Source organism: Erythrobacter aurantius (assembly GCF_023823125.1).
GTDB lineage: Bacteria > Pseudomonadota > Alphaproteobacteria > Sphingomonadales > Sphingomonadaceae > Erythrobacter > Erythrobacter aurantius.
Genome location: NZ_CP090949.1, coordinates 2,590,024 through 2,615,063, shown reverse-complemented (window position 1 = coordinate 2,615,063; position 25,040 = coordinate 2,590,024). Strand labels below are relative to the sequence as shown.

The window sequence follows — 25,040 nt, the reverse complement described above, 5'->3', positions numbered from 1 at the left end:
CTCGCCGATTGAACCTGCGCGCCAAGGGCGCTAAGGCGCGCGGCAATCATGAAACCGCACACCACTTCCCCAAAGACCCCGCGCACCTACAGGGTCAAAAGCTTCGGCTGCCAGATGAACGTCTATGACGGCGAACGCATGGGCGAATTGCTGGCGGAAAAGGGCATTGTCCCCGCGCCTGATGGCGAAGAGGCTGATCTGGTGGTGCTCAACACCTGCCACATCCGCGAAAAGGCGGCGGAGAAGGTGTATTCGGACATCGGCCGCTTGCGCCGCGAGGATGGCACCAGCCCGCTGATCGCGGTTGCGGGGTGCGTCGCGCAGGCCGAAGGCGAGGAAATCATGGCGCGCGCTCCGGCAGTGTCGATGGTGGTCGGCCCGCAGGCCTATCACCGCCTGCCCGAAATGCTCGACAAGGCGGTGAAGGGCGAACGCGCGACCGATACCGACATGCCCGCCATCGCCAAGTTCGATCAATTGCCCAAGCGCAAGCGGCGTTCGCCCACCGCGTTCCTGACGGTGCAGGAAGGGTGCGACAAATTCTGCACCTATTGCGTCGTCCCCTATACGCGCGGTGCGGAAATATCGCGGCCCTACAGCGACTTGATCGACGAAGCGCAAAGGCTGATCCAAGCCGGCGCACGGGAGATCACGCTGCTGGGGCAGAACGTCAACGCGTGGTCGGGAGAGGATGACAAGGGGCGCAGCCTCGGCCTTGCTGGCCTGATCCGGGCGCTGGCGAAGCTCGATGGGCTGGAACGCATCCGCTACACCACCAGCCACCCCAACGACATGGAAGACGATCTGATCGCCGCCCATGGCGAAGTGGCAGAACTGATGCCTTACCTCCATCTGCCGGTGCAGTCAGGCAACAACCGGGTGCTCAAGGCGATGAATCGCGCGCATACGGCGGAAGGCTATCTGCGGCTGCTCGAACGGTTCCGCGAAGCGCGGCCCGATATCGCGCTTTCAGGCGATTTCATCGTCGGCTTTCCGGGTGAGACAGAGGCCGAATTCGAAGACACTCTGCGGCTGGTCGATGAAGTGCGCTATGCCGCCGCCTTCAGCTTCAAATACTCGCCGCGTCCCGGCACTCCTGCCGCGACGATGGACAACCAGATCGCGAAAGAGGTGATGGACGATCGCCTCCAGCGGCTTCAGGCCCGGCTCAACCGCGATCAGCTGGCCTTCAACCAGGCGAGCGTGGGCAAGACCTGCAAGGTCCTTGTCGAGCGCAAGGGCAAGCACGAAGGCCAGTGGCTCGGCAAATCGCCGTGGCTGCAATCGGTGTGGTTCGATGCCCCGGCCGCGATCGGTGACATGATCGAAGCCGAACTGGTCGAAGCCGGACCGAATTCGATCCGGGGTCTGGTCAGGGAACGCGTCGCCTCATTCGGTTGAGGCGGCTTCCGCCTCAAGCGGCAGCATTTCCGGTTCTTCTGCGATCAATTCCGTCCCCAGTGTCTCCACCATGATCGCGGGTTCGACCGTGGGATTGGAAGGATAGGCTTCGCCATCAAAGGCAAGCTGCGCAATTCCCCATTCGCCGCCACCCCCGCCGATGGTGACGGTGATGTCCTGCCATCCGTTTTTCGCAGTGTCGGCCACTCCGACGGGCGTGCGCGAGACGGAGATATTGGCGACTTCGCGCCACATCGTCCCGGCCTGCGTCAGCACCAGCGTGTTGCATCCGCCGCTGCCGCAGAAAAAGGGCGAGATCAGGTGGACGATCGCCTCGTTCGCGCCGTCGCCATCCAGATCGTAAAACGCCAGCGCATATTGGCCGGGCGCGGCATCGGGGTAATTCTGAAGCAGGAACCGGCGAATGTCCTCACCCGCTTGTGCCAGCGCCGCGTCTTCTTGCTCCGCCGCTGTCGGGGCGGTCGCTTCCTCGCTCTCGCTTGCGGTATCGCCCTGCGCGCACGCCGCAAGCGCAAGGCACCCCGCCAGCAGACCAGTCCTGAACATCATGACAATTCCACTCCCCAGCTTCCGATTCCTGTTGCCCCGTCGCATACCATATTCGTGACGCGTGCGTTACTTTCCACCGTCATGCGCGGGGGCGGTGCTTGCTTTGATCCGGGGGGAGCGTAACCTTCCGACTCGAACATCAGGCCAAGCGTAAAGGAACCTATGGGCCGACGACCGACCAGCGCCATCGATCCGGCTGTTCTGCCGGGTCCCATCCATGCAACCGAAAACGGACGGGCGAGGGCAGAGCTGTCGTTTGAGAACCAGTCCCTGCTGGGGCCGCTTTTCGGACAATTCGACGCCAATCTGGTGCAGGTGGAAAACCGGCTGGGGGTCTATATCCATGCGCGGGGCGACAAGGTGATGATCGAAGGGCCGGAGGACGCGGTGGCCCGTGCCCGCGAAACGCTCACCACTATGTATGACAGGCTGGCGCTGGGGCAGGATCTCGACGCGGGGGCGATCGAATCGCTGATCGTGATGTCGAACGAACCCACGCTCGAAGGGATCATCAGCGGCGAACGCGAAGAACCGCCGATCATGATCCGCACCCGGCGCAAGACGATCGTGCCGCGTTCGGCGACCCAGATCACCTATATGCGTAGCCTTGCGCGGGACGACATCATCTTCGCGCTTGGCCCCGCGGGGACGGGCAAGACCTATCTCGCGGTGGCGCAGGCCGTCAGCCAGCTGATGTCGGGCAGCGTGCAACGTCTGATCCTGTCGCGTCCGGCGGTGGAAGCGGGGGAAAAGCTCGGCTTCCTGCCCGGCGATATGAAGGACAAGGTCGATCCCTATCTGCGCCCGCTGTACGACGCGCTGTATGACTGCATGCCGCCCGAACAGGTGGAGCGGCGCATCGCCAGCGGCGAGATCGAAATTGCGCCCATCGCCTTCATGCGCGGGCGCACGCTGGCGGACAGCTTCATCATCCTTGACGAAGCGCAGAACACCACGCGCGAGCAGATGAAGATGTTCCTCACCCGCTTCGGGCAGAACAGCCGGATGGTGGTTTGCGGCGACCCGCGCCAGGTCGACATTCCCGGCGGCGACCGGATGAGCGGCCTTGCCGATGCGGTGGAGAAGCTCGAAGGGATCGAAGGCTTCGGCACGATCCGCTTCACCGCCGCCGACGTGGTGCGCCACCCGATCGTGGGTCGCATAGTCGAGGCGTATGAGGGGCCGGATGCCTGACGGTGGGATCTCTAAGAGCTGACAGCGGCACAAGAGGCGCCGCAATGGTATGGTTCGCCATATACGCGGCGCTGTTCGTCCTGCCGCTTTTAATCCTTCTCGTGGTGTTCCTCGATCACGACGACTGGTTCCTGCGCCTGTCGATCTTCTGGGCGCTTTCGGTCGCGCTGCTCGCGTGGAGAGGTGCGCGCGGCGCGATCCATTGGACATGGCGCGCGCTGCTGGCTTTCGTGATGGCGGGAAGCTGGGCCTATTGTACGCTGCTGGTGCTGGCGGCGCCCGGCGATACGCAGATTTGCTATGACCGCGTCAGACCCGCAGGCCGTGGGAACATGGGTTACAACCTCGGTCCCGATCCCTTATGCGACGGCACGCCATTGCAGGAAGTGCAGACGGATTGATGGAACTCGAAACCGACATCGAAGACTGGCCCGAAGGTGGGTGGCCGGAAGGATGGGACGCGCTGGCCGAACGCGCGGCGTCGGCGGTTGGCGCAGTCGCACCCGAAATCGCCAATCCGCGCCTTTGCGTCAGCCTGCTCTTCACCTGCGATGCCGAAGTCCACACGCTCAACCGCGAATGGCGGCAGCGCGACAAGCCGACCAATGTTCTCTCCTTCCCCATGCTGGAGCGTGAGGAACTGCTCGATCTGGAGCAGGACGGCCCGCCGGTAATGCTCGGCGATATCGCGCTGGCGCATGAAACCTGCGCGCGTGAGGCGGCGGAGAAGGGCGTATCGCTGGAACACCACGCCGCCCACCTGATCGTCCACGGCCTGCTGCACCTTGCGGGGCACGATCACGTCCATTCGGATGCCGAAGCGGAGGCGATGGAGGCGCTGGAAATCGCGGCTCTTGCAAAATTGGGCATACCGGACCCATATGGGGACCGTGACTTAAAGGAGTAATCACGCAGGGCCATGCCCGATTCTTCATCCCCCGCCGGAGACGCGGAGAGTAGCAGCGGGCTGTTGTCCAACATCGGCCACGCTTTCAGGAAAATCGTTCGCGTCGGAGACAGCGATCGTTCGCTGCGTGCGCAGCTCGAAGAGGCTATCGACGAGCACGAGGACGAAAACGACGACGGCGCCACCCACGAAAACGGCAGCGCCAATGGCGATCTGTCGCCGGTTGAGCGGCAGATGCTGCGCAACCTCCTCCATTTCAGCGAACACGACGCCGATGATGTAGCCGTGCCGCGTGGAGAGATCGTCGCAGTCGAAGCCTCGATCAGCTGGACCGATCTGGTCGACAGCTTCAGCGAGAACGGCCATTCGCGCATGCCGGTCTATCGCGGTACGCTCGATAACGTCATCGGCATGATCCACATCAAGGACGTGTTCCCCTATCTCGCCCGCGGCAAAGCCCCGCCGCGCGACTGGACCGTGCTGATGCGTCAGCCGCTATACGTGCCGCAGACGCGGGGCGCGCTCGACGTGCTGGCTGACATGCGCAGCCGCCGGGTGCATCTGGCGATCGTGCTGGATGAATTTTCCGGCACCGACGGGCTGATCACGATCGAGGATCTGGTCGAGGAAATCGTCGGCGAGATCGAGGATGAGCATGACGAAACGCCCGAGGCGCTGATCGTTTCTATTGGCGAAGGGATGTGGGATTGCGATGCCCGCGCCGAGCTGGACGATGTCGCCGAACTGGTCGATCCGCGCCTCGCCGAAGTGGCCGAAGCGGTCGATACGCTCGGCGGGCTCGCCTTCGTTCTGGCCGAGGCCGTTCCGCCCGTGGGCACGATGCTGGAACATCCCAGCGGCTGGCGGATTGAGGTAACGGCGGGTGACGAAACCCACGTGACGCGTCTGCGTCTGCACGCCCCCAGCATCGCCACAGAAGACGACGACGGGTAGGCGCGCCCTTGCAATAACCGCATGATCGGCGCGGCTTACGCAAAATTTCTTCGATTTTTTGCATCCAATTGGCTCGACGAGCGTATCTCCTTGTGATCTAGGAGCCTGCTCATGCCATCACGTCGTCTTCCTCCCTTGCGAGCCCTCGAAGCATTCATGCGTACCGTCCGGCTGGGTTCTGCCCGTGCGGCGGCGGAGGAGATCGGCCTGAGCCCGTCGGCGCTTTCACGCCGGATCAGCAATCTCGAAGAATTCGTGGGCAAGAAGCTGTTCACCCGCGCCCGCCAGTCGATGCAACTGACCGACGAAGGGCAGGCGTTCTACGAGGCGGTGAACCCGCATCTGGAATCGCTGACCCGCGCTGTCGAAAGCCAGTCGGACAATATCTCGCTCCTGCGCCTCAGGCTCGGCGTGCTGCCGATGTTCGGGAGCCAGCGGCTGTTCCCGCGCCTTGGCGAATTGCGCAAGCGCCACCCGCTGCTGCATATCGACATCGACACCGCGCCGCATCTGGAAGACCGCGTGGGCGATACGCTGGATGCCGCGATCATCCTTTCGCGCGGACCGGCCTCGGGCCTCCATGCCGTGCGGCTCGATCACAATCTGGTCCACGCAATCTGTTCACGCGACACCGCCATCGCGATCGGTGACCGGATCACGCCCGAAGGCCTCGCCAAGCAGACGTTCCTGATCCACAACGAACTGCCCGAAAGCTTTGTCGCGTGGAAAAAGGCCAACGATCTGGAGGAGATGGAGCCCGCCGCGATCGATCATTACGATTCCGGCCAGCTGATGCTCGAAGCGGCTGCGCAGGGGCTGGGCATCGCGATCATGCATGACGATCACCTGCGGCGTGCGGCGGACAACCGGCTGACGAACCTGCCGGGGGCCGAGGTGCAAAGTCCCTACAGCTATTGGTTCGTGTGCAAGCCCACGGCGCTCGAATATCGCCCTGTGCGGCTGTTCCACGATTGGCTGGTGCGCGCCGGGCTGTAATTGCCCGGCGGCTCAGACCTGGGCGTCTTCGCTTGGCTGAGGTGTTTTCTGCGCGGAATAGCGCACCGGTGCGACATCATGCGCAAACGGGCGCAGCGGCTTTCCCAGCGCTTCGCACAGCGCCTCTTCGATCATGCGGCGCGCTTCCAAGCTGATCGCCTTGCGACCGCGGTGATCTTCGGGGCTGAAGGGTTCGAGGAAGGTGATGCGCAATTCAAACGTGCCGCGCCGCGCCAACACCCGCTTGGCATTGTTGAGCCCGCCTTCTTCGCCGATCCACCCGATCCATTCGGCCACCGCGCCGTAATCGAGAAAGACCGGCTGCACCAGCACTCCGGGTGGGGGTGGCTCGAGGACGGAAAGCATGCTCGTCTTGAACGGCAGCAGCGACTGGCCATCGGTCGTGGTGCCTTCGGGGAAGACAGTGACCGCCCAATTGTCGGCCAGCGCCTCTTTCAACGCGTTGATCTGTTCGGCCACACCCATGCGATTTTCGCGCTTCACGAAAACCGTCCGGTTCAGCGATGCGAGCCAGCCGACCAACGGCGCCTGAGCCAGTTCGGCCTTGGCCACGAATGCGGTGCCGCAAGCGCCTGCCATCGCAAGGATGTCCATCCACGAAATGTGATTGGCGATGTAGAACACGTCGCGCTTCAGATGGGTGCCTTCGACCTTGACCCGCGCGCCGCAAATGCGCGCCGAATAGCGCAGGAACAGCATGGGGAAGGGAGAGCCATAGAATAAAAGGCGATAGCCATAATGCAGCGGCACACAGACGATCAACAGCGCCATCAGTGCCAGAGCGCGCATGGACAGCCGCAGCCATCCCGCTACCGAAATCGGGGTGTTTTCACCGCGGGCGGCGGCAACGCGTAATTCCCATGCCTGATCGACGCTAGGCGCGTCGATCCCGGTGTTGACCCCTGGATCCTCGTTCATCGCTGTCAGTCTTCGCGTGACAGCCGGACGCCGTACAGCTCCATCCGGTGATCGACGAGGCGATAGCCCAGCTTTTCGGCGATCTGGCGTTGCAGCGCTTCGACTTCGGGATCGACGAATTCCACGACCTTGCCGGTTTCGACGTCGATCAGGTGATCGTGATGCGCCTCGGGAACGGGTTCATAGCGGGAGCGCCCATCGCCGAAATCGTGCCGGTCAAGAATGCCCGCCTCTTCGAACAGGCGCACGGTGCGATAGACCGTGGCAATGGAAATCTTCGGGTCGACCTCCGATGCACGCGCATGCAGGAGTTCGACATCGGGGTGATCGTCGCTTTCGGACAACACCTTGGCGATGACCCGCCGTTGTTCGGTGATGCGCAAGCCTTTTTCGGCGCACAATTGTTCGAGGTCGATCTTCTGGCTCACGCGAATGCTTCCTGATTGGGGTCGGCCAAAGCCGATGGATACATCTCGTCCCTCCCTTACCGAGGCGGGGCGAAATGCTCAAGTTCGGGTGGCCGTGCAGCCCCCAGCTGAAATTGCGGCCGGGGGCTGCGAGGCGGGATTACTTCGCCTTGCGACGACCGCGACCGGTGCCCGGCTTGCGGCCAAGGCCGATCTTCTTGGCGAGATCGCGACGCTTTTCAGCGTAGTTCGGAGCCACCATCGGATAGTCGGCGGGAAGGTTCCAGCGTGCCCGATATTCCTCGGGGGTCATGTCGTAATTGGTGCGCAGGTAACGCTTGAGCATTTTCAGCTTCTTGCCGTCTTCGAGACAGACAATGTAGTCCGGCTTTACCGAAGCGCGGATCGAAACCGCCGGTTCCGGGCGCACTTCTTCGACGACGGTTTCTTCGCCAAGTCCGGCAAGCGCCTGATACACGTTGGTGATCAGTGCCGGAACGGCGTCAACATCGACATTGTTGTTGCTGACATGAGCGGCGACAATATCGCTCGTGAGGGTGATGAGGGTTTCCTTCATCTCCATCTGCAGGTCTTCCATGAGTTCCTCTTGTTCTTTCTATTCGGATTTTTCCGATATTTGGCGCATGGCCGACCTTTACAGATTTTGCAAGGAGATGAGTTGCCAAGTTTGGACTAAATCAGGAGAAATTTCGCCAGATGCGATTTTAATCGTGAATTAGATTGAACAGCCGAAAGTAATGGCATCAACTCGGCCACCATTGGTCAGCCTGTAATAGTTGGGGCGCAGGCCAATTGGTTCAAATCCGACCTTTTCATAGAGATGGATCGCCGGATTGCCGCGCCGCATTTCCAGAAAGATTCGTGATACGCCACGTGCCCGCGCCTGTGCGAACAGCCGGTCGATCAAGGCTTCGCCCAAGCCGCGCCGCCGAAATTCGGGAATGACGCCGATCAGCAGCAATTCCTCTTCGTCGGCGGCATGGCGGGTGAGGACGAATCCGGCGACCTCTGCCGCATGGGGCATGGCTTCAGCCGCGATGGCCTGACCGTCGGAATCGATCACCAGCGCGTGGGTGCTGGGAAGGGCAAGCGCATCGCTGACCTGGCGGCGGTTCCACGCTTCGCCATAGGCCGGATCGAACGCGGCCTCCATCACCGCCATGATCCGGTCGATTTCGTGCGGGGTGGAGCTCATCCGCTGATCGCGCCTGCCTGCGCCTTTTGCGGCGTCGCGTCGGGCGCGCGGCCATAGATCGGGGAAAGATCGCCGGTCAGATGTGCAGTATCCAGCAGCATCGCCGCACCGGCATCGGGCAGCAGCGCAATTGCGTCATGCGCATCATCGAACAGTTCGGCCAGTTCCTGTGCGCGGTTGCCCGCGATCAATGCCATGGCCCCTGCTGCGCGAGCCGCATCGGGGGTGAGCGAGCGCACTTCGTCCAGCGCACCACCGGGATCGAAGCTCTGTACGAACCATTCGCCATGCCCGCCGTTCATGCAAATCGTCACCGGCTTCGGATCGCGCTGCATGGCCTGTGCCGCCACCAGCGCCAGCGTCGGATAACCGAGCACCTGCGCGCCCCAAGCAAAACCCAGCGCGCGCGCTGCGGCGACCCCGATCCTGACTCCGGTGAAGCTGCCCGGTCCGAGCGAGGCAAGGATGCGATCCGCGCGGCCTTTTTCCGGCAGCGCCGCAATCATCGGGATCAGCGCCTCGGCATGGCCGCGCCCCAGCACGCGATTGTCATGCGCCAGCAGCTCGCCGCGTTCGAACAGAGCGACGGAGCAGGCTTCGCTGGCGGTTTCTATCGCGAGAGTGCGCATGGCAAAGCGCGATGCCCCAGCCGGGGGCGCTCTGCAAGGGGGAGGCGAACCTGCGCGCGTGCCGGATCAGGCGGCGCGCACTTCCGTCACTTCTGGGACGTAATGCTTGAGCAGGTTTTCGATCCCCTGCTTCAGCGTCGCCGTGCTGGAAGGGCAGCCCGAACAGGCGCCTTGCAGCGTCAGGTAGACGACGCCTTCGCTGAAGCCGCGATAGGCGATGTCGCCGCCGTCGCCGGCGACGGCCGGACGCACGCGCGCTTCGAGCAGTTCCTTGATCGAGGCGATGGTTTCCGCGTCTTCCTCACGGTCTTCCACCACCAGATCCTCGGTCTCGGGCGGAACGGCGATGCCATTGCCCGTCGGCCCTGCGAACAGCGGGGCTTCGGAAATGAAGTGATCGAGCAATATCGTCACCACCTGCGGTTTCAGCGCGCTCCAGTCGGAACCCGGAGCGGCGGTGACGGTGACGAAGTCATAGCCGAAAAACACGTTCACCACTTCGCCCGTGTCGAAGATTGCCTGTGCGAGCGGGCTTGCCTCTGACGCTTCGGGAGAGGCGAATTCGCGCGTGCCCACCGGCATGACGGCGCGGCCCGGCAGGAATTTGAGGCTGGACGGGTTCGGGGTGGTTTCGGTTTCGATGAACATGATGGGTAAAATAGTGCGCCCCGGACCCCGCGACAAGACAGCGAATGTTTGCGGACATTCACTGGCCCTTCATGGGTTGGCTCCCTATAGAGGTCCCCATGAAGATCATTTCCCGTGCAGGCGCCGCGCTCTGCCTGATTGCCGCCCCGATTGCATTCGTCGTCCCCGTCCTTGCGCAGGACGCTCCGGCTGCTCCCGCGAATGAGATTCCCGCGCCAAAGGCCTTGCAGGGCGAAGGCGAGACGCCGTGGCTGTACGAAGGAAGCAACGTTCCTGTCGATGAGGAATGGCTGTTCGGCAAGATGGACAACGGCCTGCGCTATGCCGTGCGCCGCAATGGCGTGCCGCCGCGCCAGATGTCGATCCGGGTGCGGATTGATGCCGGTTCGCTGCATGAAGAGGACAGCGAACAGGGCTATGCCCACCTGCTCGAGCATCTGCTGTTCCGCGAAAGCAAATATCTGGGGCAGGCAGAGGCGATCGCTGCGTGGCAGCGGCTGGGCGCGACTTTCGGCAGCGACGCCAACGCCGAAACCAGCCCGACCCATACCGCCTACAAGCTCGACATTCCCGATATCAACCAGGCCAAGCTGGAGGAAAGCTTCAAACTGCTTTCGGGCATGGTGCGCGATCCGGTGCTGAGCGACGAAAACGTGGCCGCCGAACTCCCCATCGTTCTGGCTGAAAAGCGCGAGCGGGGCGGGGCGGCGCAGCGGGTGAGCGACCTTACCCGGCGCACATTCTTTGCTGGACAAAGGCTGGCGACGCGCAATCCCATCGGCACCGAAGCCACGCTGGAAGCGGCGACCGGCCCTGCGGTGCAGGCGTTCTATGATCGCTGGTACCGCCCCGAAAACACCGTGATCGTGGTTGCGGGCGATGCCGATCCGATGATGCTGGCCGGCCTTGTCGAACAATGGTTCGGCGATTGGGAAGGCACCGGAGAACCCGGCGTCGCGCCCGATTTCGGCGATCCCGTCGCCCCGGAAGGCGCTCCGATTGCCTCGGGTACGGGCCTGCCTATCGGCGATCTTGGCGTCGGGGTGGAGCCCGATCTGCCGCGCAGCCTGACCTATGCGATCATGCGCCCCTGGCGGCAGGTGCAGGACACCATCGTCTATAACGAGGGGCTGCTGCTTGATGCGCTGTCGCAGGCGATCATCAACCGGCGGCTGGAAACGCGCGCACGCGGCGGCGGCTCTTATCTCTACGCGCAGGTGCAGCAGGACGACATCTCACGTTCGACCGATGCGACCTTTGTCACCGTCGCGCCGTTGTCGGACGATTGGGAGGCTGCGCTCGCCGATGTGCGCGGGGTGATCGCCGATGCCATCGCCAATCCGCCCACGCAGGAGGAAATCGACCGCGAGGCAGCCGAATTCGACGTCGCCTTCGCTAATTCACTGGAGCAGGCTCCGGTGCAGGCGGGCAAGGATCTGGCTGACAATCTCGTCAACGCGGTGGATATCCGCGAAACGGTGGCCGCGCCCGAAGTGGTGCTGAACGTGTTTCGCGGAATGAAGCATCGCCTCAACCCTGCCGAAGTCCACGCCCGCACCCGCGCCCTGTTCGAAGGGGATGTGTTGCGCTCGGTCTATGTCACGCCGACCATTGGTGAAGCGGACGAGGCAAAGCTGCAGCTCGCGCTCGCCAGCGAAGCGGTGGTCGACGATACCGCCCGGCTGGCCGCGCAGAGCATCTCGTTTGACGAACTGCCGCGCATCGGCGCCCCCGGCACGATCACGCAGGAAGGGCCGCTCGGCATTCTCGAAGTTGAGCAGATCAATTTCGCCAACGGCGTGCGCGCACTGGTGTGGGCCAATGATGCCGAACCGGGCCGCGTCACCGTGCGGGTGCGATTTGGCGCGGGCTACCGCGCGTTCGACGAAGACTCCGCCGTTTACGCCCCTATTGGCGAGATGGCGCTGGTGGGTTCGGGGCTGGCCGATCTCGGCCAGAACGAGATTGACCGGCTCGCCACCGGGCGCAAGCTGGGCTTTGATTTCGGGATCGACGATGCGGTGTTCACCTTCACCGCGCAGACCCGGTCCAGCGATGTGGCAGACCAGCTCTATCTGTTCGCGGCGAAGCTCGGCATGCCGCGCTGGGATGCCGATCCGGTGATCCGCGCCAAGGCGGCGGCGGAGCTGGCCTACAACACCTACTCCACCAGTCCCGGAGCGGTGCTGAACCGCGATCTCGATTACCTTTCGACTGATCGCGATCCGCGCTTTGCCACGCCGACGCCGGAGATGCTTGAGCAGGTGACGCCGCAAGGCTTCCGCGAAGTGTGGGAGCCACTGCTTCAGCAGGGTCCGGTCGAAGTGCTGGTGTTCGGCGAATTCGATCGCGACGCTATTGTCGAAAAGCTGCGCGAAACCTTTGGCGCGCTGCCGGAACGCACGCCGATTTCACCTGAAGTCGCCGCGCGCGTGCCGTCTTTCCCTGCGCCCTCCGACACGCCGACGGTGCTGACCCATCGCGGCGATGCCAATCAGGCGGCGGCGGTGATCGCTTGGCCCAGTGGCGGCGGCATGGCGAGCATCCGCGAATCGCGCCAGCTCGAAATCCTCACCCAGATCTTCAACAACCGCGTGCTGGAGGCTCTGCGCGAACAGGCCGGGGCGAGCTATTCGCCGCAGGTGTTCTCCAACTGGCCCGCCGACATCAACGGCGGCGGACGGATCGTCGCGCTGGCGCAGTTGACCCCGGATTTCGTGCCGGTGTTCTTCGCCGAAGCGGAGCGGATTTCGCGCGATCTCTCCACCAATCCGCCGACCGCCGACGAAATCAACCGCGTCACCGAACCCCTGAGCCAGCGCATCCGCCGCGCTTCCACCGGCAACCAGTTCTGGCTCTACAACCTCGAAGGGTCGAGCTTCGATCCCCAGCGCGTCAACCTTTTGCGATCGCTGCTGGCGGATTATTCGCAGACCAATCCGCAGATCATGCAGTTCCTCGCGGATCGGTATTTCGCGCAGCGCCAGCCGCTCAAGCTGGCGATCATTCCCGAAGGGCAGGAACTGGCTGAAGCCCCTGCAACGCCTGTGGTACAACGCCCCGCCGCAGTGCGTCCGGCCCCGCAAGTGATCGGACGCTGACGGCGGGCCAAGACCGTTGCCGGCTGGCGCGGCGCGCGAAATAAAGTTGTCGCAATGCCCGCTGTGGCTTTACAAATAGAACCAGCGTGCCTACCCGCCCGCCCGCAAGTTGTGAAAGAAGAGACGTAAAGTGGCCCAGAACTGGAACCCAGCAAGCTGGAAAGAACGCGAAGCCCGGCATCTGCCGCAGTATGATGACGCCGCCGAACTGGCCGAGGCCGAAGCGACGCTGGCCGCCTATCCGCCGCTGGTGTTCGCTGGCGAAGCGCGTGCGCTCAAGCACGATCTGGCCGATGTCGCCAATGGCCACGCGTTTCTGTTGCAGGGCGGCGATTGCGCCGAAAGCTTTGCCGAATTCCACCCCAACAACATCCGCGACACCTTCCGCGTGCTGCTGCAGATGGCTGTCGTCATGACTTTCGCCAGCAAGCGTCCGGTGGTGAAGGTCGGCCGCATGGCGGGGCAGTTCGCCAAGCCGCGTTCATCGCCCACCGAAACGATCGGTGATGTCACCCTGCCGAGCTACCTTGGCGACAATATCAACGGCATCGAATTTGATGCCGCCAGCCGCCGCAACGATCCGCAGCGCATGGTGCGCGCCTATTCGCAGGCCGCCGCGACGCTCAACCTGCTGCGCGCCTTTGCCGGGGGCGGCTATGCCAATCTCCGGCAGGTCCACCAGTGGACGCTCGATTTCATGGGCCGCACGCCCTGGACCGAGAAGTTCAGCGAAATGGCCGACCGCATCGGCGAGGCGCTGGACTTCATGGAAGCCTGCGGGGTCGATCCCGGCACCGTGCCGCAATTGCAGGGCACCAGTTTCTACACCAGTCACGAAGCTCTGCTGCTGCCCTACGAACAGGCAATGACCCGGCAGGATTCGCTCACCGGGGATTGGTATGCGACTTCGGCGCATATGCTGTGGATCGGGGATCGTACCCGCTTCCCCGGCAGCGCGCATATCGAATTCGCGCGCGGCATCGGCAATCCGCTGGGCATGAAATGCGGCCCCTCGCTTGAACCGGACGCGCTGCTGGCGCTGCTCGACGAGCTGAACCCCTCGCGCGAGGCGGGGCGGATCACGCTGATCAGCCGGTTCGGCCATGACAAGGTCGAGGAAGGCCTGCCCAAGCTGGTGCGCGCGGTGAAGCGCGAAGGGCATCCGGTGGTGTGGAGCTGCGACCCGATGCACGGTAACGTCATCAAATCGGACAGCGGCTTCAAGACGCGGCCCTTCGATCGCATCCTCAGGGAAGTGAAGGGCTTTTTCGCGGTCCACCGCGCAGAAGGCACGCATCCGGGCGGCATCCATATCGAGATGACCGGACAGGACGTGACCGAATGCGTTGGCGGAGCGGTGGCTATCACTGACGATGCGCTGGGCGATCGTTACCACACCCATTGCGATCCGCGCCTCAATGCGGAGCAATCGCTGGAACTCGCATTCCTGCTGGCGGAAATGCTCAACAGCGAGATGGGCGAACAGCAACGGCCCGCTGACGCTGCTTGAACCCTTCGTCTGATCGCTAAGTAATCAAACGGGGGAGCGCGTCCTGCGCTCGCTCAGGAATTGATGGTTAAGCAGGGGCAACCATGGCATCCCCTGTCGATCTTTCCGTGCCGCAGCCCGACCCGGCTTCGATCATGCCTCTGGGCAGCGATCCCTTGCTGCTGGCTTGCGGGGCAATGGCACTGGTCGCGCTCGCCGCCATCTCGCGTGTGGTTTCCTCGCGCAGGGAAACACGCGAGGTTGCCCGTACCGCGCGCCAGCACGGCGATGCCATGCGCGACTTCCTGCAAACGGTGCGCATGGCCGAAAGGCTCGCCGGGATCGGTATCTGGCAATATGATCCGCAAACCGGCGAGCAGCATTGGTCGGACGGGATGAAGCGCCTGTTCGGTATCGACGAGGACGAGCAATTCGTCGCCGGAGACGCCGAAACGCTGTTGTTCGCGCATGACATCGATCTGGTGGGCGAGGTTGAGCGCAATCGTCACCAGACCGATCCGTTCGAGTTCGAATTCGAGTTGAACACGCCCGATATCCCCCTGCGCGGGCTGCGCGTGCAGGCGTGCAACCTGATCGGCGCCAATGGTGAAGTGCGGAGCATTGTCGGCGTGGTGCGGGAAAGGGGCGAAAGCGAAACTGCGCGGAAGCCCGCGCACAGCGATATTGTCTCCGGCCTCGATGCCCCGATCACCGCGCTGTGCGATCCCTTGACCGGCATTGCCACTCGCAGGCTGGTGATGGCCGAATTGGGCCGTCGCCTTGTCGATGCGCGGATTACCGAAATGCCTCTGGTACTGGTGATGTTCGATATCGATCATTTCCAGCGCATCAATGCAGATCGCGGCGCGGCGGCGGCTGATACCGTGCTGCGCCGGGTGGCCGCGATTGCCGGAGCGCAGGCCCGCGACAGCGATCTGCTGGGCCGGGTCGGTGACAGCGAATTTGCCTGGATAGTGCCCGGAGCTTCAGATCGCATGGCGCGCATCATGACCGAACGCCTGCGTCAGGCTATTGCTGCCACGGACGCAAAGGACGGGACACCCGCAGTGACAATCAGCGTCGGCTATTCCGCGATGAAGCCGGACGACACAGCGCTTTCGCTGTTCGCGCGCGTGGATGGCGCCTTGTGGGAGGCCCGTGCATCCGGCTGCAACCGGGTGCGGATGGCGGCCTGATCGTCAAAGTTGTCAGGTCGGCCTGACGGTTTGATGTGCCAAGGTGACGCAACCAAATTCCTGTTTGGCCTTTCATTTGTTCTGCGCATCCGGCATGGCGTCCGCGCAACTCCGCAGATAATCGGGAGCGGAAACAATGCCGGAAACAAACCTCCAACGCGAACAGGCAGAGCCCGCGAATGAGCCGCTGAGCGCGCAGTTCACCCGCACCCGCGCGCTGATGGAGGCTCTGGTAGAGCCGCTTTCGGATGCCGATGCGACGATCCAGTCGATGGAGGACGCGAGCCCCGCCAAATGGCACCTCGCGCACACCACATGGTTTTGGGAGACGTTCCTGCTGCGCGATCACGCGCCCGATTACACGATCCCCAACGAAGGCTGGGCATTCCTGTTCAATTCCTATTACGAGGCGGAAGGCGCGCGGATCGGGCGTTTTTCGCGCGGGATGCTGTCGCGCCCGACGCTGGAAGAAGTGATCGAATGGCGCGCACAGGTCGATGCGGCGACGGCGCCATTGCTGGACGATCCGGTGCACGCGCCGCTGGTCGCTCTGGGTATCGCGCATGAGCAGCAGCACATCGAATTGCTGCTCACCGACATCAAGCACGCGCTGTTCCGCAATCCGCTCGGCCCGGCGATGTGGGACGCGGACCAGTCGCAGCGCGGACCTAGTGAAGAGCTTGGCTGGCATTCGCATCCCGGCGGGATCGCTCTGGTCGGCCATGATCCGGGCAAGGCCAGTTCTGCCTTTGCATTCGATAACGAAGGGCCCGCGCACCGCGTCCTGCTGGAGCCGTTTGCGCTGGCAGACCGGCTGGTGACCAATCGCGAATGGGGCGAATTCATCGCCGATGGCGGATATCGCGATGCCTCGCTGTGGCTGTCCGACGGGCTCGCCTGGGTGCGCGAAAACGCTATCCACGCCCCGCTTTACTGGCGATCCGACGAACAGTTCACCCACGCGGGCTGGCAGAAGCGTGATCCCGATGCGCCGGTGACGCACATCTCCTATTACGAAGCCGATGCCTTTGCGACATGGGCGGGCGCACGCTTGCCGACCGAATTCGAATGGGAAGCGATCGCGCGCGGGCAGGATGGCGAAGGCAGCCCGGCGGCGCATGATCCCGCCGGCGGAAACCAGCTTGACCGGGCAGGGCCGGTGCAACCCAATGGGGAGAGCGACCTGTTCGGCGATTGCTGGCAGTTCACCCGCTCCGCCTATCTGCCCTATCCCCGGTTCAAACCGGCACGCGGCGCGGTGGGCGAATACAACGGCAAATTCATGAGTGGACAGTTCGTGCTGAAAGGCGCCAGCTGCGCCACCGTGCGCGGCCATTCGCGCGCGTCGTACCGCAATTTCTTCTACCCGCATCAACGCTGGCAATTCACCGGCCTGCGGCTTGCCAAGGACATTTGACAAAGTGCCAACCGAAAAAGGTCTGAGGCTGGTCACACGCGATGCCGAAGGGGTGGACACCGCGTTCCGCAGCGATGTGCTGGCTGGTCTGGCGCAAGTGCCCAAGGCGATCCCTGCGCGCTGGTTTTACGACGATGCCGGATCGCAGTTGTTCGAGGATATCACCCGGCTGCCCGAATATTACCCGACCCGCGCCGAAACCGAGATCCTGACGCAGCGCTCGGCCGATTTCGCCGCGATGATCGGCGAAGGGCGCGCGGTGGTGGAGTTCGGATCGGGTTCTTCGGTGAAGACCCCGCTGCTGCTGTCGGCCATCAATCCGGCGGCCTATGTCCCGCTGGATATCGCGGGCGATTTCCTGCGCGCTGCGGCGGCCGATCTGGCGGCGAAGTTTCCCGGCCTGCCGGTCTATCCGGTGGAGGCCGATTTCATGCGGCAGGTCGCGCTGCCCGAAGAGGTGGCAGTTTTGCCCAAGCTCGGGTTCTTCCCCGGCTCCACCATCGGCAACATGGTGGCGCGCACCGCTGTCGACCTGCTGAGGAACATGCGCGAAACGCTCGGCGTGGGATCGCAATTGCTGATCGGCATGGATCTGATCAAGGATGAAAGTGTGCTGGTTGCCGCCTATGACGATGCGGCGGGGGTGACGGCGCAGTTCAACCTCAACCTGATCCGCCGCGTCAATCGCGAGCTTGCGGGCGACATCCCGGTTGACAGCTTGCGCCACGAAGCGCGCTGGAACGACGATTTCGCCCGGGTCGAGATGCATCTCGTCGCCACGCGCGACATCGCCTTCACCGTTGCGGGGCAGCAATTCACTCTGGCCGAGGGCGAAAGCATCCATACCGAAAACAGCCACAAGTTCGATCCTCGCACTTCCAACATGCTGCTGCATGCGGGCGGGTGGGAACCGGTGGCGCGCTGGACCGATGGCGAAGGGCGGTTTTCGCTGCTGCTGGCAGAAGCGCGGCCCAACCGGATGGCTCCCTAGGTCCTGACCCTAGAAACCACTCTTTGTGTGGCGCGTTGGGCGGGCATGGACAGACAGGAAATCGATACTCTCGTCATTGGCGCCGGCATGGCCGGGCTGACTTGCGCGACACGGATTGCACGCGAAGGCGGTGCGGTTTGCGTCATCGACAAGGGACGCGGGCCGGGTGGCCGGATGGCCGCCCGCCGCACCGAAATCGCCGGAGAAACGGTGTCCTTCGATCATGGCGCGCAATATTTCACGGCACGCGATCCGCGATTTCGTGCGGTGGTGGAGGAGTGGGAGGCGCAAGGCGTGGTCGCCCGCTGGCCTGCTGCCGGGGAAGACGCATGGGTCGGCACCCCCGGCATGAACGCCCCGATCCGGGCGATGGCACAGGAACTTGACGTGCGCTGGAACACGCGCGCGCACAGTATTTCCTACACCAACAGCCGATGGCACGTTGATGCGGGGGAGGACCGGTTTTCCGCTGTCGCCCTGCTGATCGCGGTGCCAGCCGAACAGGCGTTCGATCTGCTCGACGGCCTTGCTCCGGTGTGGGCGCGGGAAGTCGAACAGGCCACGTCCGAGCCGTGCTGGGCCGTCATGGCCGGTTTTGCGCAACGGCTGGATATAGAGGCGGACGCGCTCCGCGATCCGCAGGCGCCGATTTCATGGGCGGCGCGGAATTCGGCCAAGCCCGGACGCAGCGGGTCCGAATGCTGGGTGCTGCACGCATCGCCGCAGCGCAGCCGTGAAATCATCGACTTGCCGGCTGAAGAGGTCGGGCCGCTGCTGCTCGAAGATTTCTTTCGCCAGACCGGGGCCGCGCCCGCCGCGCCGGTTCACCTTGCCGCGCATCGCTGGCTGTACGCCATGCCGCGCGCGATTTCGGGCGAGCCAGCGCGCTATGATATCGAGATCGCTTTCGGGCTTGCTGGCGATTACCTCCATTCCCCGCGCGTCGAAGGGGCGTGGCTTTCGGGCAATGCGCTTGCCGATTTGGTGCTCTGGGACGTTTGACCTGTAGCAACAGGGGCCACCATTACCGTTAGTGGACGAAGCGGCGCTGACGGCCCAATCCTCTCTCCAAAATCCCAGTGGAGAGAGCCAATGCACCAACTGTTCGACCTTTCAGGCAAGACCGCCGTCGTCACCGGAGCCGGTCGCGGAATCGGGGAGGGGATTGCCCACCTGCTCGCCGAAGCGGGCGCCAATGTCGTGTGCGCGGCGCGCAGCATGGACCAGATCGAGCGGGTCGCCGCCGACATCAACGCTGCCGGATACGGCACGCGTGCGGTGGCGCAGGCGACCGATGTTTCCTCTGCCGCCGACATGGACGCGCTGGCGCAGCGCGCCGTCGATGAATTCGGACGGCTCGATATCTGGATCAACAATGCGGGCGGTTCACTGGTGTCCGCACCGATCACCGAGCTTGACCCGGCAGAATGGGACAATACGCTGGCGGTGAACCTGTCGAGCGTGTTCTACGGCGTGCGCGCGGCGGCGCGGCACATGAAGGACGGCAGCGCGATCGTGAACACGTCGAGCATGGCGGGGCGCGATCCGTTCCCCGGCAGCGGCCATTACAGCGCGGCCAAGGCGGGGGTGAACATGCTGACAAAGACGTTGGCGCTGGAGCTTGGCCCGCAGAAAATCCGCGTCAACGCGATCCTGCCCGGCTTTGTCCCCACCGACACGGTGAAAAAGGCGCTGAGCATGAGCGATGAGGATTTCGGCCCGCTGCTCGAACAGTTGAACCTGCCCGCCGGACGGCTCGGCACCCCGCGCGATATCGCCGCCTGCGTGCTGTATCTGGTCGGCGATTCAGGCGAATGGGTGACTGGACAGAACCTGTGCATTGCAGGGACGGTCTGATATGCGCGGCGCGTGACTGAACCGCGCCCCGCCAATCCGCCCGCATACGAAGCCCTGCACGAAGCCGCCTGCGCGCGCGGGGAGCGCAGCTATGTCGATCCCGAGACCGAATTTATGGTGTTCACCCGGCTCGCCCACCTCGACCGCGGCAAATGCTGCGGATCGGCGTGTAGGCACTGCCCGTTCGATCATGTGAATGTGAAGCGCTGAGCCGCATCTGACCGAGAACTCGGTTGCAAATCAGCCGCAAGCGCGACCGCGCGCCGCTGCTCATACGGCGAAGCCAAGCGAGCCGGACGGCTCGCGCCCGGCGTTTGAGGGTCTCAAGAAAGGGAAAATATGGCTGGGGTGGCAGGGATCGAACCTGCGAATGGCGGTACCAAAAACCGCTGCCTTACCACTTGGCTACACCCCAGCAGGGAACGCGCGATATAGCGGGCTGAAAGCAAATGTGAAGGGGGTTTGCAGAGCTTCTTTCCCGCTTATTCGCCGGAACCTGCAGCAGCCGTGCGTCGCACCGAAAGATCGCGCTCGATCCGGGCGATGGTTGCATGGTCAAGCCGGTAGAACAGCATGGCAATTCCCGCCGGAATCAGGATCAGACCGGGGATCACGGCAAAGGCGGCGTTGATCCCGGCGATCGCTTCGGCACTTTGCGCGGCGCCCGGATCAAAGCCGTTCCATTCCAGCACGAGACCGGGGAGCGCGCTGCCAAGCCCCGCGCCCACCTTCACCGCGAACACCGAAGCCGCAAGCGTCAGTGCGGTCATCGGCTTGCCGAATTTCCAGTCGATGAATTCGGCAATGTCGGTGAACATCGAAAACGCCAGCACCATCAGGAAGCCGAAGCCGATGCCGACGAACAATTGCGCCAGCGTCTGCCCCCACACCGCATCAATCGGCATCAGCCAGAACGCGAGGATGCCGGCACCCTTCAGAAAGCCGCCGGAGATGATGAGGTGCGATTTCTCAAACCGGTTTTGCAGCAGATAGCCGATCACCACACCGCTGACCTGACCCAGCGCCAGCGCGGTCAGGAACAGGCCGAACCGGTCGAGGAACAGGAACACAGGCGCACCATCGTCGCCCACGACATATTTATAATAGAAGCGGGCGCTCGATGCGCGGCTGGCGATGGCGAGCACGCCGAACACCGAAGACACCGCCAGCGCCACCCATGCACCGGTGCGCACCAGATTGCCGAGATCGCCGCGCACCGAATTGTTGGTGGGCGAGGGCGGGATGCGTTCCTGCGTGGTGGCAAAGGTGATGAGGTAGCAGACCACCGAAACCGCCGCGAACACCGCCATTGTCAGCATCACGCCGCGCGCTTCGTCGCCTGCGCCCAGCTCGCGGATCAAAGTGGTCGCCAGCACGCCGACAAGGATGCCCGAAAGTCCCGAAAAGAACATCCTGTATGCGGTGACATTGGCGCGCTGCGTTGCCGAAGGTGAGATCACGCCCAGCAAGCCGCCATAGGGAACGTTGACGGCGGTAAAGGCCAGCATGGTCACGCCATAGGTGGCATAGGCCCACACCAGCAGCCATCCCGGCGACATCTCGGGTGCGGAGAAGATCAGGAAGCCGGTGATGCCATAGGGAATCGCACCGAACAGCAGATAGGGACGGTACCGGCCCCAGCGCGTGCGGGTGCGGTCGGATATCAGGCCCATCACCGGATCGGTGATCGCGTCGAACACCCGCGACAAAAGCAGCATCAATGCCATCGCAGCAGGCGCGACGCCGCCCAGATCGACAAAGAAATACAGCAGGTAAGCGGCAAAGAAGTTGAGATACAGGCCCGAGGGCAGATCCCCGATCCCGTAACCCAGTTTTTCGCTTAATCGAATTCGTTCAGGCGCTTTCGCGTCCAAGGCATGTCCTCACTCGCATAGGATAATGGGCCGGAAGCCCGAAGGTTTCCAGCCCATTCGTCGAAACGCCAAAAAAGCGCTCAGAAAGTGAAATCAAGGTTCTTGCCGTCGAAGTCCGCTGCGGAGTGGCGCGTGGCGAGTTGCTGATCCTCGTCACCCCACACCTTGTTGACCAGCCGCCCGCGCTGCACGCCCGGACGCTGCGCAATCTCGCGCGCCCAGCGGGCGACGTTCTGATATTCGTCGATGCTCAGGAAGGTCTTGGCATCGTTGTAGATTGTGCCTGCGACAAACGGGGCAAGCCACGGGAAATTGGCCATGTCGGCGATGGTGTATTCGTCACCGGCGAGGAAGCGGGTCTGGCCCAGTTGCTTGTCGGCGACATCGAAGATGCGCTTGGCCTCCATCGCATAGCGGTTGATCGGGTATTCGTATTTCTCCGGCGCATAGGCGTAGAAATGGCCGAAGCCGCCGCCGATGAACGGCCCGGTGCCGACCTGCCAGAACACCCAGCTCAGCACTTCGGCGCGGCTCGCAGGGTCTTTGGGCAGGAATTCACCGAATTTCTCGGCCAGATGCACCAGGATCGCGCCGCTTTCGAACACGCGGAATTCGGTGTCGCCGCTGGCATCCACCAGCGCGGGGATTTTCGAATTGGGATTGATCGCGACAAAGCCGCTGGTGAACTGATCGCCATTGCCGATGTTGACAGTGAAGGCGTCGTATTCCGCGCCCTTGTGACCCAGTTCGAGCAATTCCTCGAGCATGATCGTCACCTTCACGCCATTGGGCGTGGCGAGCGAATAGAGCTGGAACGGATTGTCGCCGCGCGGCAATTCGCGTTCCTCGCGCGCACCGGCAGTGGGGCGGTTTATATTGGCGAAGCGGCCACCGGATTCGGTATCGACGCTCCAGACCTTGGGCGGTGTGTAAGTAGGATCGGCCATTTGCTGTGTCTCCTTGGACGGGCCCTTTGGATGGGCCCATTGGATGGGCAGTGTTTCCCCAGCTGTCCCTTGCAAAACCAAGTGGCGCTTTGCCCGCATTTGCGCAACCGCCTGCGCGCATGGTTTGTCTGTCAGCTTCAAAAGCGAAGCTTTTGCTCGCTCTAGGAAGCTTAAGCCTTTGCCGCTAGAGCACTGGGACAAGCAAACCGGAGCGCCTGCGGATCATGGCCGATACATCGCATCCCTTTTACGACATGCACGCCCACGGCTTTGTGCGGGTGGCGACGGCAACGCCCGCGCACCGCACCGCCGATGTCGCCTACAATGTCGCCGGGATCATGGCGGAGGCGCGGCGCGCGCATGAACAGAACGTCGATCTGGTTGTGTATCCCGAACTGTGCGTGTCATCCTACGCGATTGACGATCTGCACCTGCAAAACGCCATGCTGGACGCAAGCGAGGCGGCGATTGGCGAGATAGCGGAGGCAAGCGCGCAGCTTTCGCCCGTGCTCGTCATCGGTGCGCCGCTGCGCCGCAATGCCAAAATCTACAATTGCGCGGTTGTGATCGCGGGCGGGGAAGTGCTGGGGGTGATCCCCAAGAGCTACCTGCCCAATTACCGCGAATTCTATGAAAAGCGCTGGTTCGCGCATGGCCGCAATTGCCAGGATCTTTGGATCGGCGTGAACGGAGAGGAAGTGCCGTTTGGCACCGATCTGATCTTTTCCGCGTCGAACCTGCCCGGATTCACCTTTGGCGTGGAAATCTGCGAGGATTTCTGGGCGCCCAACCCGCCGGGCACGCTGGCCGCGCTCGCAGGGGCGCTGATCCTGTGCAATCTTTCCGCCTCGCCCGTCACCATCGGGCGCGCGGATGATCGCCATCTGCACTGCCGTTCGTCCAGCGCGCGTTCGATCTGCGCCTATGTCTATTCGGCCAGCGGCCACGGCGAAAGCACCACTGATCTTTCATGGGATGGGCAGGGCGTCGTCTATGAACTGGGCGGATTGCTCGCGGAAAGCACGCGGTTCGATCTCCACCCGGAATTGTGCGTGGTCGATATCGACACCGATCGGATCGCGGGTGAGAGGATGCGCAACCAGACCTTTGCCGACGCGGCAGAGGCGCATGACCGGCCTGAGGATACATTCCGCCGTGTGGTGTTCGAACACGCGCACCAGCCGGGCGATGTCGGGTTGATCCGTCCGGTCGCACGTTTCCCCTTCGTCCCCAGCAATGAAAAGACGCTGGAAGAGGATTGCTACGAAGCCTTCAACATCCAGGTCGATGCGCTGATGCGGCGGATTCAGGCGACGCGCGCGAAAAGCCTTGTCATCGGGATTTCGGGCGGGCTGGATTCCACGCACGCGCTGATCGTCGCGGCCAAGGCGTGCGACCGGCTGGGCCTGCCGCGCACCATTATTCGCGGTTACACCATGCCCGGCTTCGCCACTTCGGACGAGACAAAGGGCAATGCGTGGAAGCTGATGGAGGCATTCGGCATCACGGCGGAGGAGATCGACATCCGCCCCGCCGCCACCCGCATGCTGGAGGACATGGGCCACCCCTATGCCGATGGAGAGCCGCATTACGATGTGACTTTCGAAAACGTGCAGGCGGGTCTGCGCACCGATTACCTGTTCCGGCTGGCCGGGCAGCATCACGGATTTGTCGTGGGCACGGGCGATCTGTCCGAACTGGCGCTGGGGTGGTGCACCTATGGCGTGGGCGATCACATGAGCCATTACGGCGTGAACGCGGGCGTGCCCAAGACGCTGATCCGCTATCTCATCCGCTGGACCGCGCAGACCGGGCAATTCAGCGACGAATGCGGCAAGGTACTGATGGCGGTGTATGACACGGTGATCTCGCCCGAGCTGGTGCCTGCAGGCGAAGACGGCGCGATCCAGGATACCGAGGCGCATGTCGGCCCATACGAGCTCAACGACTTCTTCCTCCACCACACCATCCGCTTCGGCCAGCGACCCGGCAAGATCGCGTTTCTGGCGTGGCATGCGTGGAAGGATGCGAGCGCGGGGCAATGGCCCGCCGGTTTCCCGCAAGAGCGCAAGAATCAGTACGACCTCGCCGAAATCGCGAGCTGGCTGGAATTGTTCGTGAAGCGGTTCTTCGGCTTTTCCCAGTTCAAGCGCAGCGCGCTGCCCAACGGGCCGAAGGTCTCCTCGCAAGGGGCGCTGTCCCCGCGCGGCGACTGGCGCGCACCGTCGGATGCGGTGGCCGATGTGTGGCTGGCGGATCTGCACAAGAGCCTGCCGCAAGGCACTCTGCCCGCACAAAAGGGCTGAT

At 63.2% G+C, this 25,040-nt stretch carries 24 protein-coding genes and 1 tRNA gene; 15 read left to right on the top strand and 10 right to left on the bottom strand.

Going from position 1 to position 25,040, the window contains the following annotated elements; all coding sequences use genetic code 11:
* Positions 1–48: 48 nt before the first annotated feature.
* Positions 49–1,401, top strand: coding sequence for a tRNA (N6-isopentenyl adenosine(37)-C2)-methylthiotransferase MiaB (gene miaB, locus L1K66_RS12565; RefSeq protein WP_252258173.1), 1,353 nt, complete (start codon positions 49–51; stop codon positions 1,399–1,401).
* On the opposite strand, the gene L1K66_RS12560 is transcribed toward miaB, so the two are convergent.
* Positions 1,390–1,971 carry a hypothetical protein gene (locus L1K66_RS12560; RefSeq protein ID WP_252258172.1) on the bottom strand — a complete coding sequence of 194 codons (582 nt, stop codon included), beginning with the start codon at positions 1,969–1,971 and terminating at the stop codon, positions 1,390–1,392. The genes miaB and L1K66_RS12560 overlap by 12 nt on opposite strands.
* Before the next feature lie 162 nt (positions 1,972–2,133).
* On the opposite strand from L1K66_RS12560, the gene L1K66_RS12555 reads away from it, so the two are divergent.
* The 5 genes from L1K66_RS12555 to L1K66_RS12535 all read left to right on the top strand — a co-directional run bounded on the left by L1K66_RS12555 (position 2,134) and on the right by L1K66_RS12535 (position 6,022).
* The gene (locus L1K66_RS12555) at positions 2,134–3,165 is read left to right on the top strand and encodes a PhoH family protein (protein ID WP_034954536.1); all 1,032 of its coding nucleotides are present in this window, start codon (positions 2,134–2,136) and stop codon (positions 3,163–3,165) included.
* A 44-nt stretch (positions 3,166–3,209) separates the two neighbouring features.
* Positions 3,210–3,566 carry a hypothetical protein gene (locus L1K66_RS12550; protein ID WP_252258171.1) on the top strand — a complete coding sequence of 119 codons (357 nt, stop codon included), beginning with the start codon at positions 3,210–3,212 and terminating at the stop codon, positions 3,564–3,566.
* The gene (gene ybeY, locus L1K66_RS12545; RefSeq protein WP_252258170.1) at positions 3,566–4,072 is read left to right on the top strand and encodes an rRNA maturation RNase YbeY; all 507 of its coding nucleotides are present in this window, start codon (positions 3,566–3,568) and stop codon (positions 4,070–4,072) included. The genes L1K66_RS12550 and ybeY overlap by 1 nt, the downstream gene beginning before the upstream one ends.
* A gap of 12 nt (positions 4,073–4,084) precedes the next feature.
* A complete protein-coding gene (locus L1K66_RS12540) occupies positions 4,085–5,026 on the top strand; it encodes a hemolysin family protein (RefSeq protein WP_252258169.1) in 942 nt (313 codons plus the stop codon).
* A 111-nt stretch (positions 5,027–5,137) separates the two neighbouring features.
* Entirely contained in the window at positions 5,138–6,022 is an 885-nt protein-coding gene (locus L1K66_RS12535; protein WP_256471454.1) for a LysR substrate-binding domain-containing protein, read from the top strand.
* Between the two features lie 12 nt (positions 6,023–6,034).
* Here L1K66_RS12535 and L1K66_RS12530 read toward each other — a convergent pair whose 3' ends face one another.
* The 6 genes from L1K66_RS12530 to L1K66_RS12505 all read right to left on the bottom strand — a co-directional run bounded on the left by L1K66_RS12530 (position 6,035) and on the right by L1K66_RS12505 (position 9,861).
* Complete coding sequence (locus L1K66_RS12530; protein ID WP_252258167.1) at positions 6,035–6,961, bottom strand: lysophospholipid acyltransferase family protein; 927 nt, start codon at positions 6,959–6,961, stop codon at positions 6,035–6,037.
* Positions 6,962–6,966: 5 nt separating this feature from the next.
* Positions 6,967–7,389: a Fur family transcriptional regulator gene (locus L1K66_RS12525; protein WP_034954528.1), complete on the bottom strand. Its 423-nt coding sequence runs from the start codon at positions 7,387–7,389 to the stop codon at positions 6,967–6,969.
* Between the two features lie 139 nt (positions 7,390–7,528).
* Positions 7,529–7,966 (bottom strand): MucR family transcriptional regulator, encoded by a 438-nt coding sequence (locus tag L1K66_RS12520; RefSeq protein ID WP_034954527.1) that lies wholly within the window; start codon positions 7,964–7,966, stop codon positions 7,529–7,531.
* Between the two features lie 138 nt (positions 7,967–8,104).
* Positions 8,105–8,584 carry a GNAT family N-acetyltransferase gene (locus tag L1K66_RS12515; RefSeq protein WP_252258166.1) on the bottom strand — a complete coding sequence of 160 codons (480 nt, stop codon included), beginning with the start codon at positions 8,582–8,584 and terminating at the stop codon, positions 8,105–8,107.
* Entirely contained in the window at positions 8,581–9,213 is a 633-nt protein-coding gene (tsaB, locus tag L1K66_RS12510) for a tRNA (adenosine(37)-N6)-threonylcarbamoyltransferase complex dimerization subunit type 1 TsaB (protein ID WP_252258165.1), read from the bottom strand. Before tsaB ends, L1K66_RS12515 begins: the two co-directional genes overlap by 4 nt.
* Before the next feature lie 66 nt (positions 9,214–9,279).
* Positions 9,280–9,861 (bottom strand): NifU family protein, encoded by a 582-nt coding sequence (locus L1K66_RS12505; RefSeq protein ID WP_252258164.1) that lies wholly within the window; start codon positions 9,859–9,861, stop codon positions 9,280–9,282.
* 98 nt (positions 9,862–9,959) lie between these two features.
* Here L1K66_RS12505 and L1K66_RS12500 point away from each other — a divergent pair, with 98 nt between their 5' ends.
* The 8 genes from L1K66_RS12500 to L1K66_RS12465 all read left to right on the top strand — a co-directional run bounded on the left by L1K66_RS12500 (position 9,960) and on the right by L1K66_RS12465 (position 20,122).
* On the top strand, positions 9,960–12,962 hold the full coding sequence (locus L1K66_RS12500) for a M16 family metallopeptidase (protein ID WP_252258163.1): 3,003 nt from the start codon (positions 9,960–9,962) through the stop codon (positions 12,960–12,962).
* 130 nt (positions 12,963–13,092) lie between these two features.
* On the top strand, positions 13,093–14,472 hold the full coding sequence (locus L1K66_RS12495; protein WP_252258162.1) for a class II 3-deoxy-7-phosphoheptulonate synthase: 1,380 nt from the start codon (positions 13,093–13,095) through the stop codon (positions 14,470–14,472).
* Positions 14,473–14,555: 83 nt separating this feature from the next.
* Positions 14,556–15,647, top strand: coding sequence for a sensor domain-containing diguanylate cyclase (locus L1K66_RS12490; RefSeq protein WP_252258161.1), 1,092 nt, complete (start codon positions 14,556–14,558; stop codon positions 15,645–15,647).
* Positions 15,648–15,783: 136 nt separating this feature from the next.
* On the top strand, positions 15,784–17,064 hold the full coding sequence (gene egtB, locus L1K66_RS12485) for an ergothioneine biosynthesis protein EgtB (protein WP_252258160.1): 1,281 nt from the start codon (positions 15,784–15,786) through the stop codon (positions 17,062–17,064).
* 4 nt (positions 17,065–17,068) lie between these two features.
* Complete coding sequence (gene egtD / locus L1K66_RS12480) at positions 17,069–18,055, top strand: L-histidine N(alpha)-methyltransferase (RefSeq protein WP_252258159.1); 987 nt, start codon at positions 17,069–17,071, stop codon at positions 18,053–18,055.
* A gap of 45 nt (positions 18,056–18,100) precedes the next feature.
* Positions 18,101–19,057 carry an NAD(P)/FAD-dependent oxidoreductase gene (locus tag L1K66_RS12475; protein WP_252258158.1) on the top strand — a complete coding sequence of 319 codons (957 nt, stop codon included), beginning with the start codon at positions 18,101–18,103 and terminating at the stop codon, positions 19,055–19,057.
* A gap of 90 nt (positions 19,058–19,147) precedes the next feature.
* Complete coding sequence (locus L1K66_RS12470) at positions 19,148–19,912, top strand: SDR family NAD(P)-dependent oxidoreductase (RefSeq protein WP_252258157.1); 765 nt, start codon at positions 19,148–19,150, stop codon at positions 19,910–19,912.
* A gap of 12 nt (positions 19,913–19,924) precedes the next feature.
* Entirely contained in the window at positions 19,925–20,122 is a 198-nt protein-coding gene (locus L1K66_RS12465; protein WP_252258156.1) for a DUF5522 domain-containing protein, read from the top strand.
* A 130-nt stretch (positions 20,123–20,252) separates the two neighbouring features.
* Here the strand turns inward: L1K66_RS12465 and L1K66_RS12460 are convergent.
* The 3 genes from L1K66_RS12460 to yghU form a co-directional block, all read right to left on the bottom strand.
* Positions 20,253–20,327: transfer RNA gene (locus tag L1K66_RS12460), tRNA-Gln, on the bottom strand.
* Positions 20,328–20,394: 67 nt separating this feature from the next.
* The gene (locus L1K66_RS12455) at positions 20,395–21,786 is read right to left on the bottom strand and encodes an MFS transporter (RefSeq protein ID WP_252258155.1); all 1,392 of its coding nucleotides are present in this window, start codon (positions 21,784–21,786) and stop codon (positions 20,395–20,397) included.
* 80 nt (positions 21,787–21,866) lie between these two features.
* Complete coding sequence (gene yghU, locus L1K66_RS12450) at positions 21,867–22,733, bottom strand: glutathione-dependent disulfide-bond oxidoreductase (protein WP_252258154.1); 867 nt, start codon at positions 22,731–22,733, stop codon at positions 21,867–21,869.
* A 224-nt stretch (positions 22,734–22,957) separates the two neighbouring features.
* Here yghU and L1K66_RS12445 point away from each other — a divergent pair, with 224 nt between their 5' ends.
* The gene (locus tag L1K66_RS12445) at positions 22,958–25,039 is read left to right on the top strand and encodes an NAD(+) synthase (RefSeq protein WP_252258153.1); all 2,082 of its coding nucleotides are present in this window, start codon (positions 22,958–22,960) and stop codon (positions 25,037–25,039) included.
* The last annotated feature ends 1 nt before the right edge of the window (position 25,040 follow it).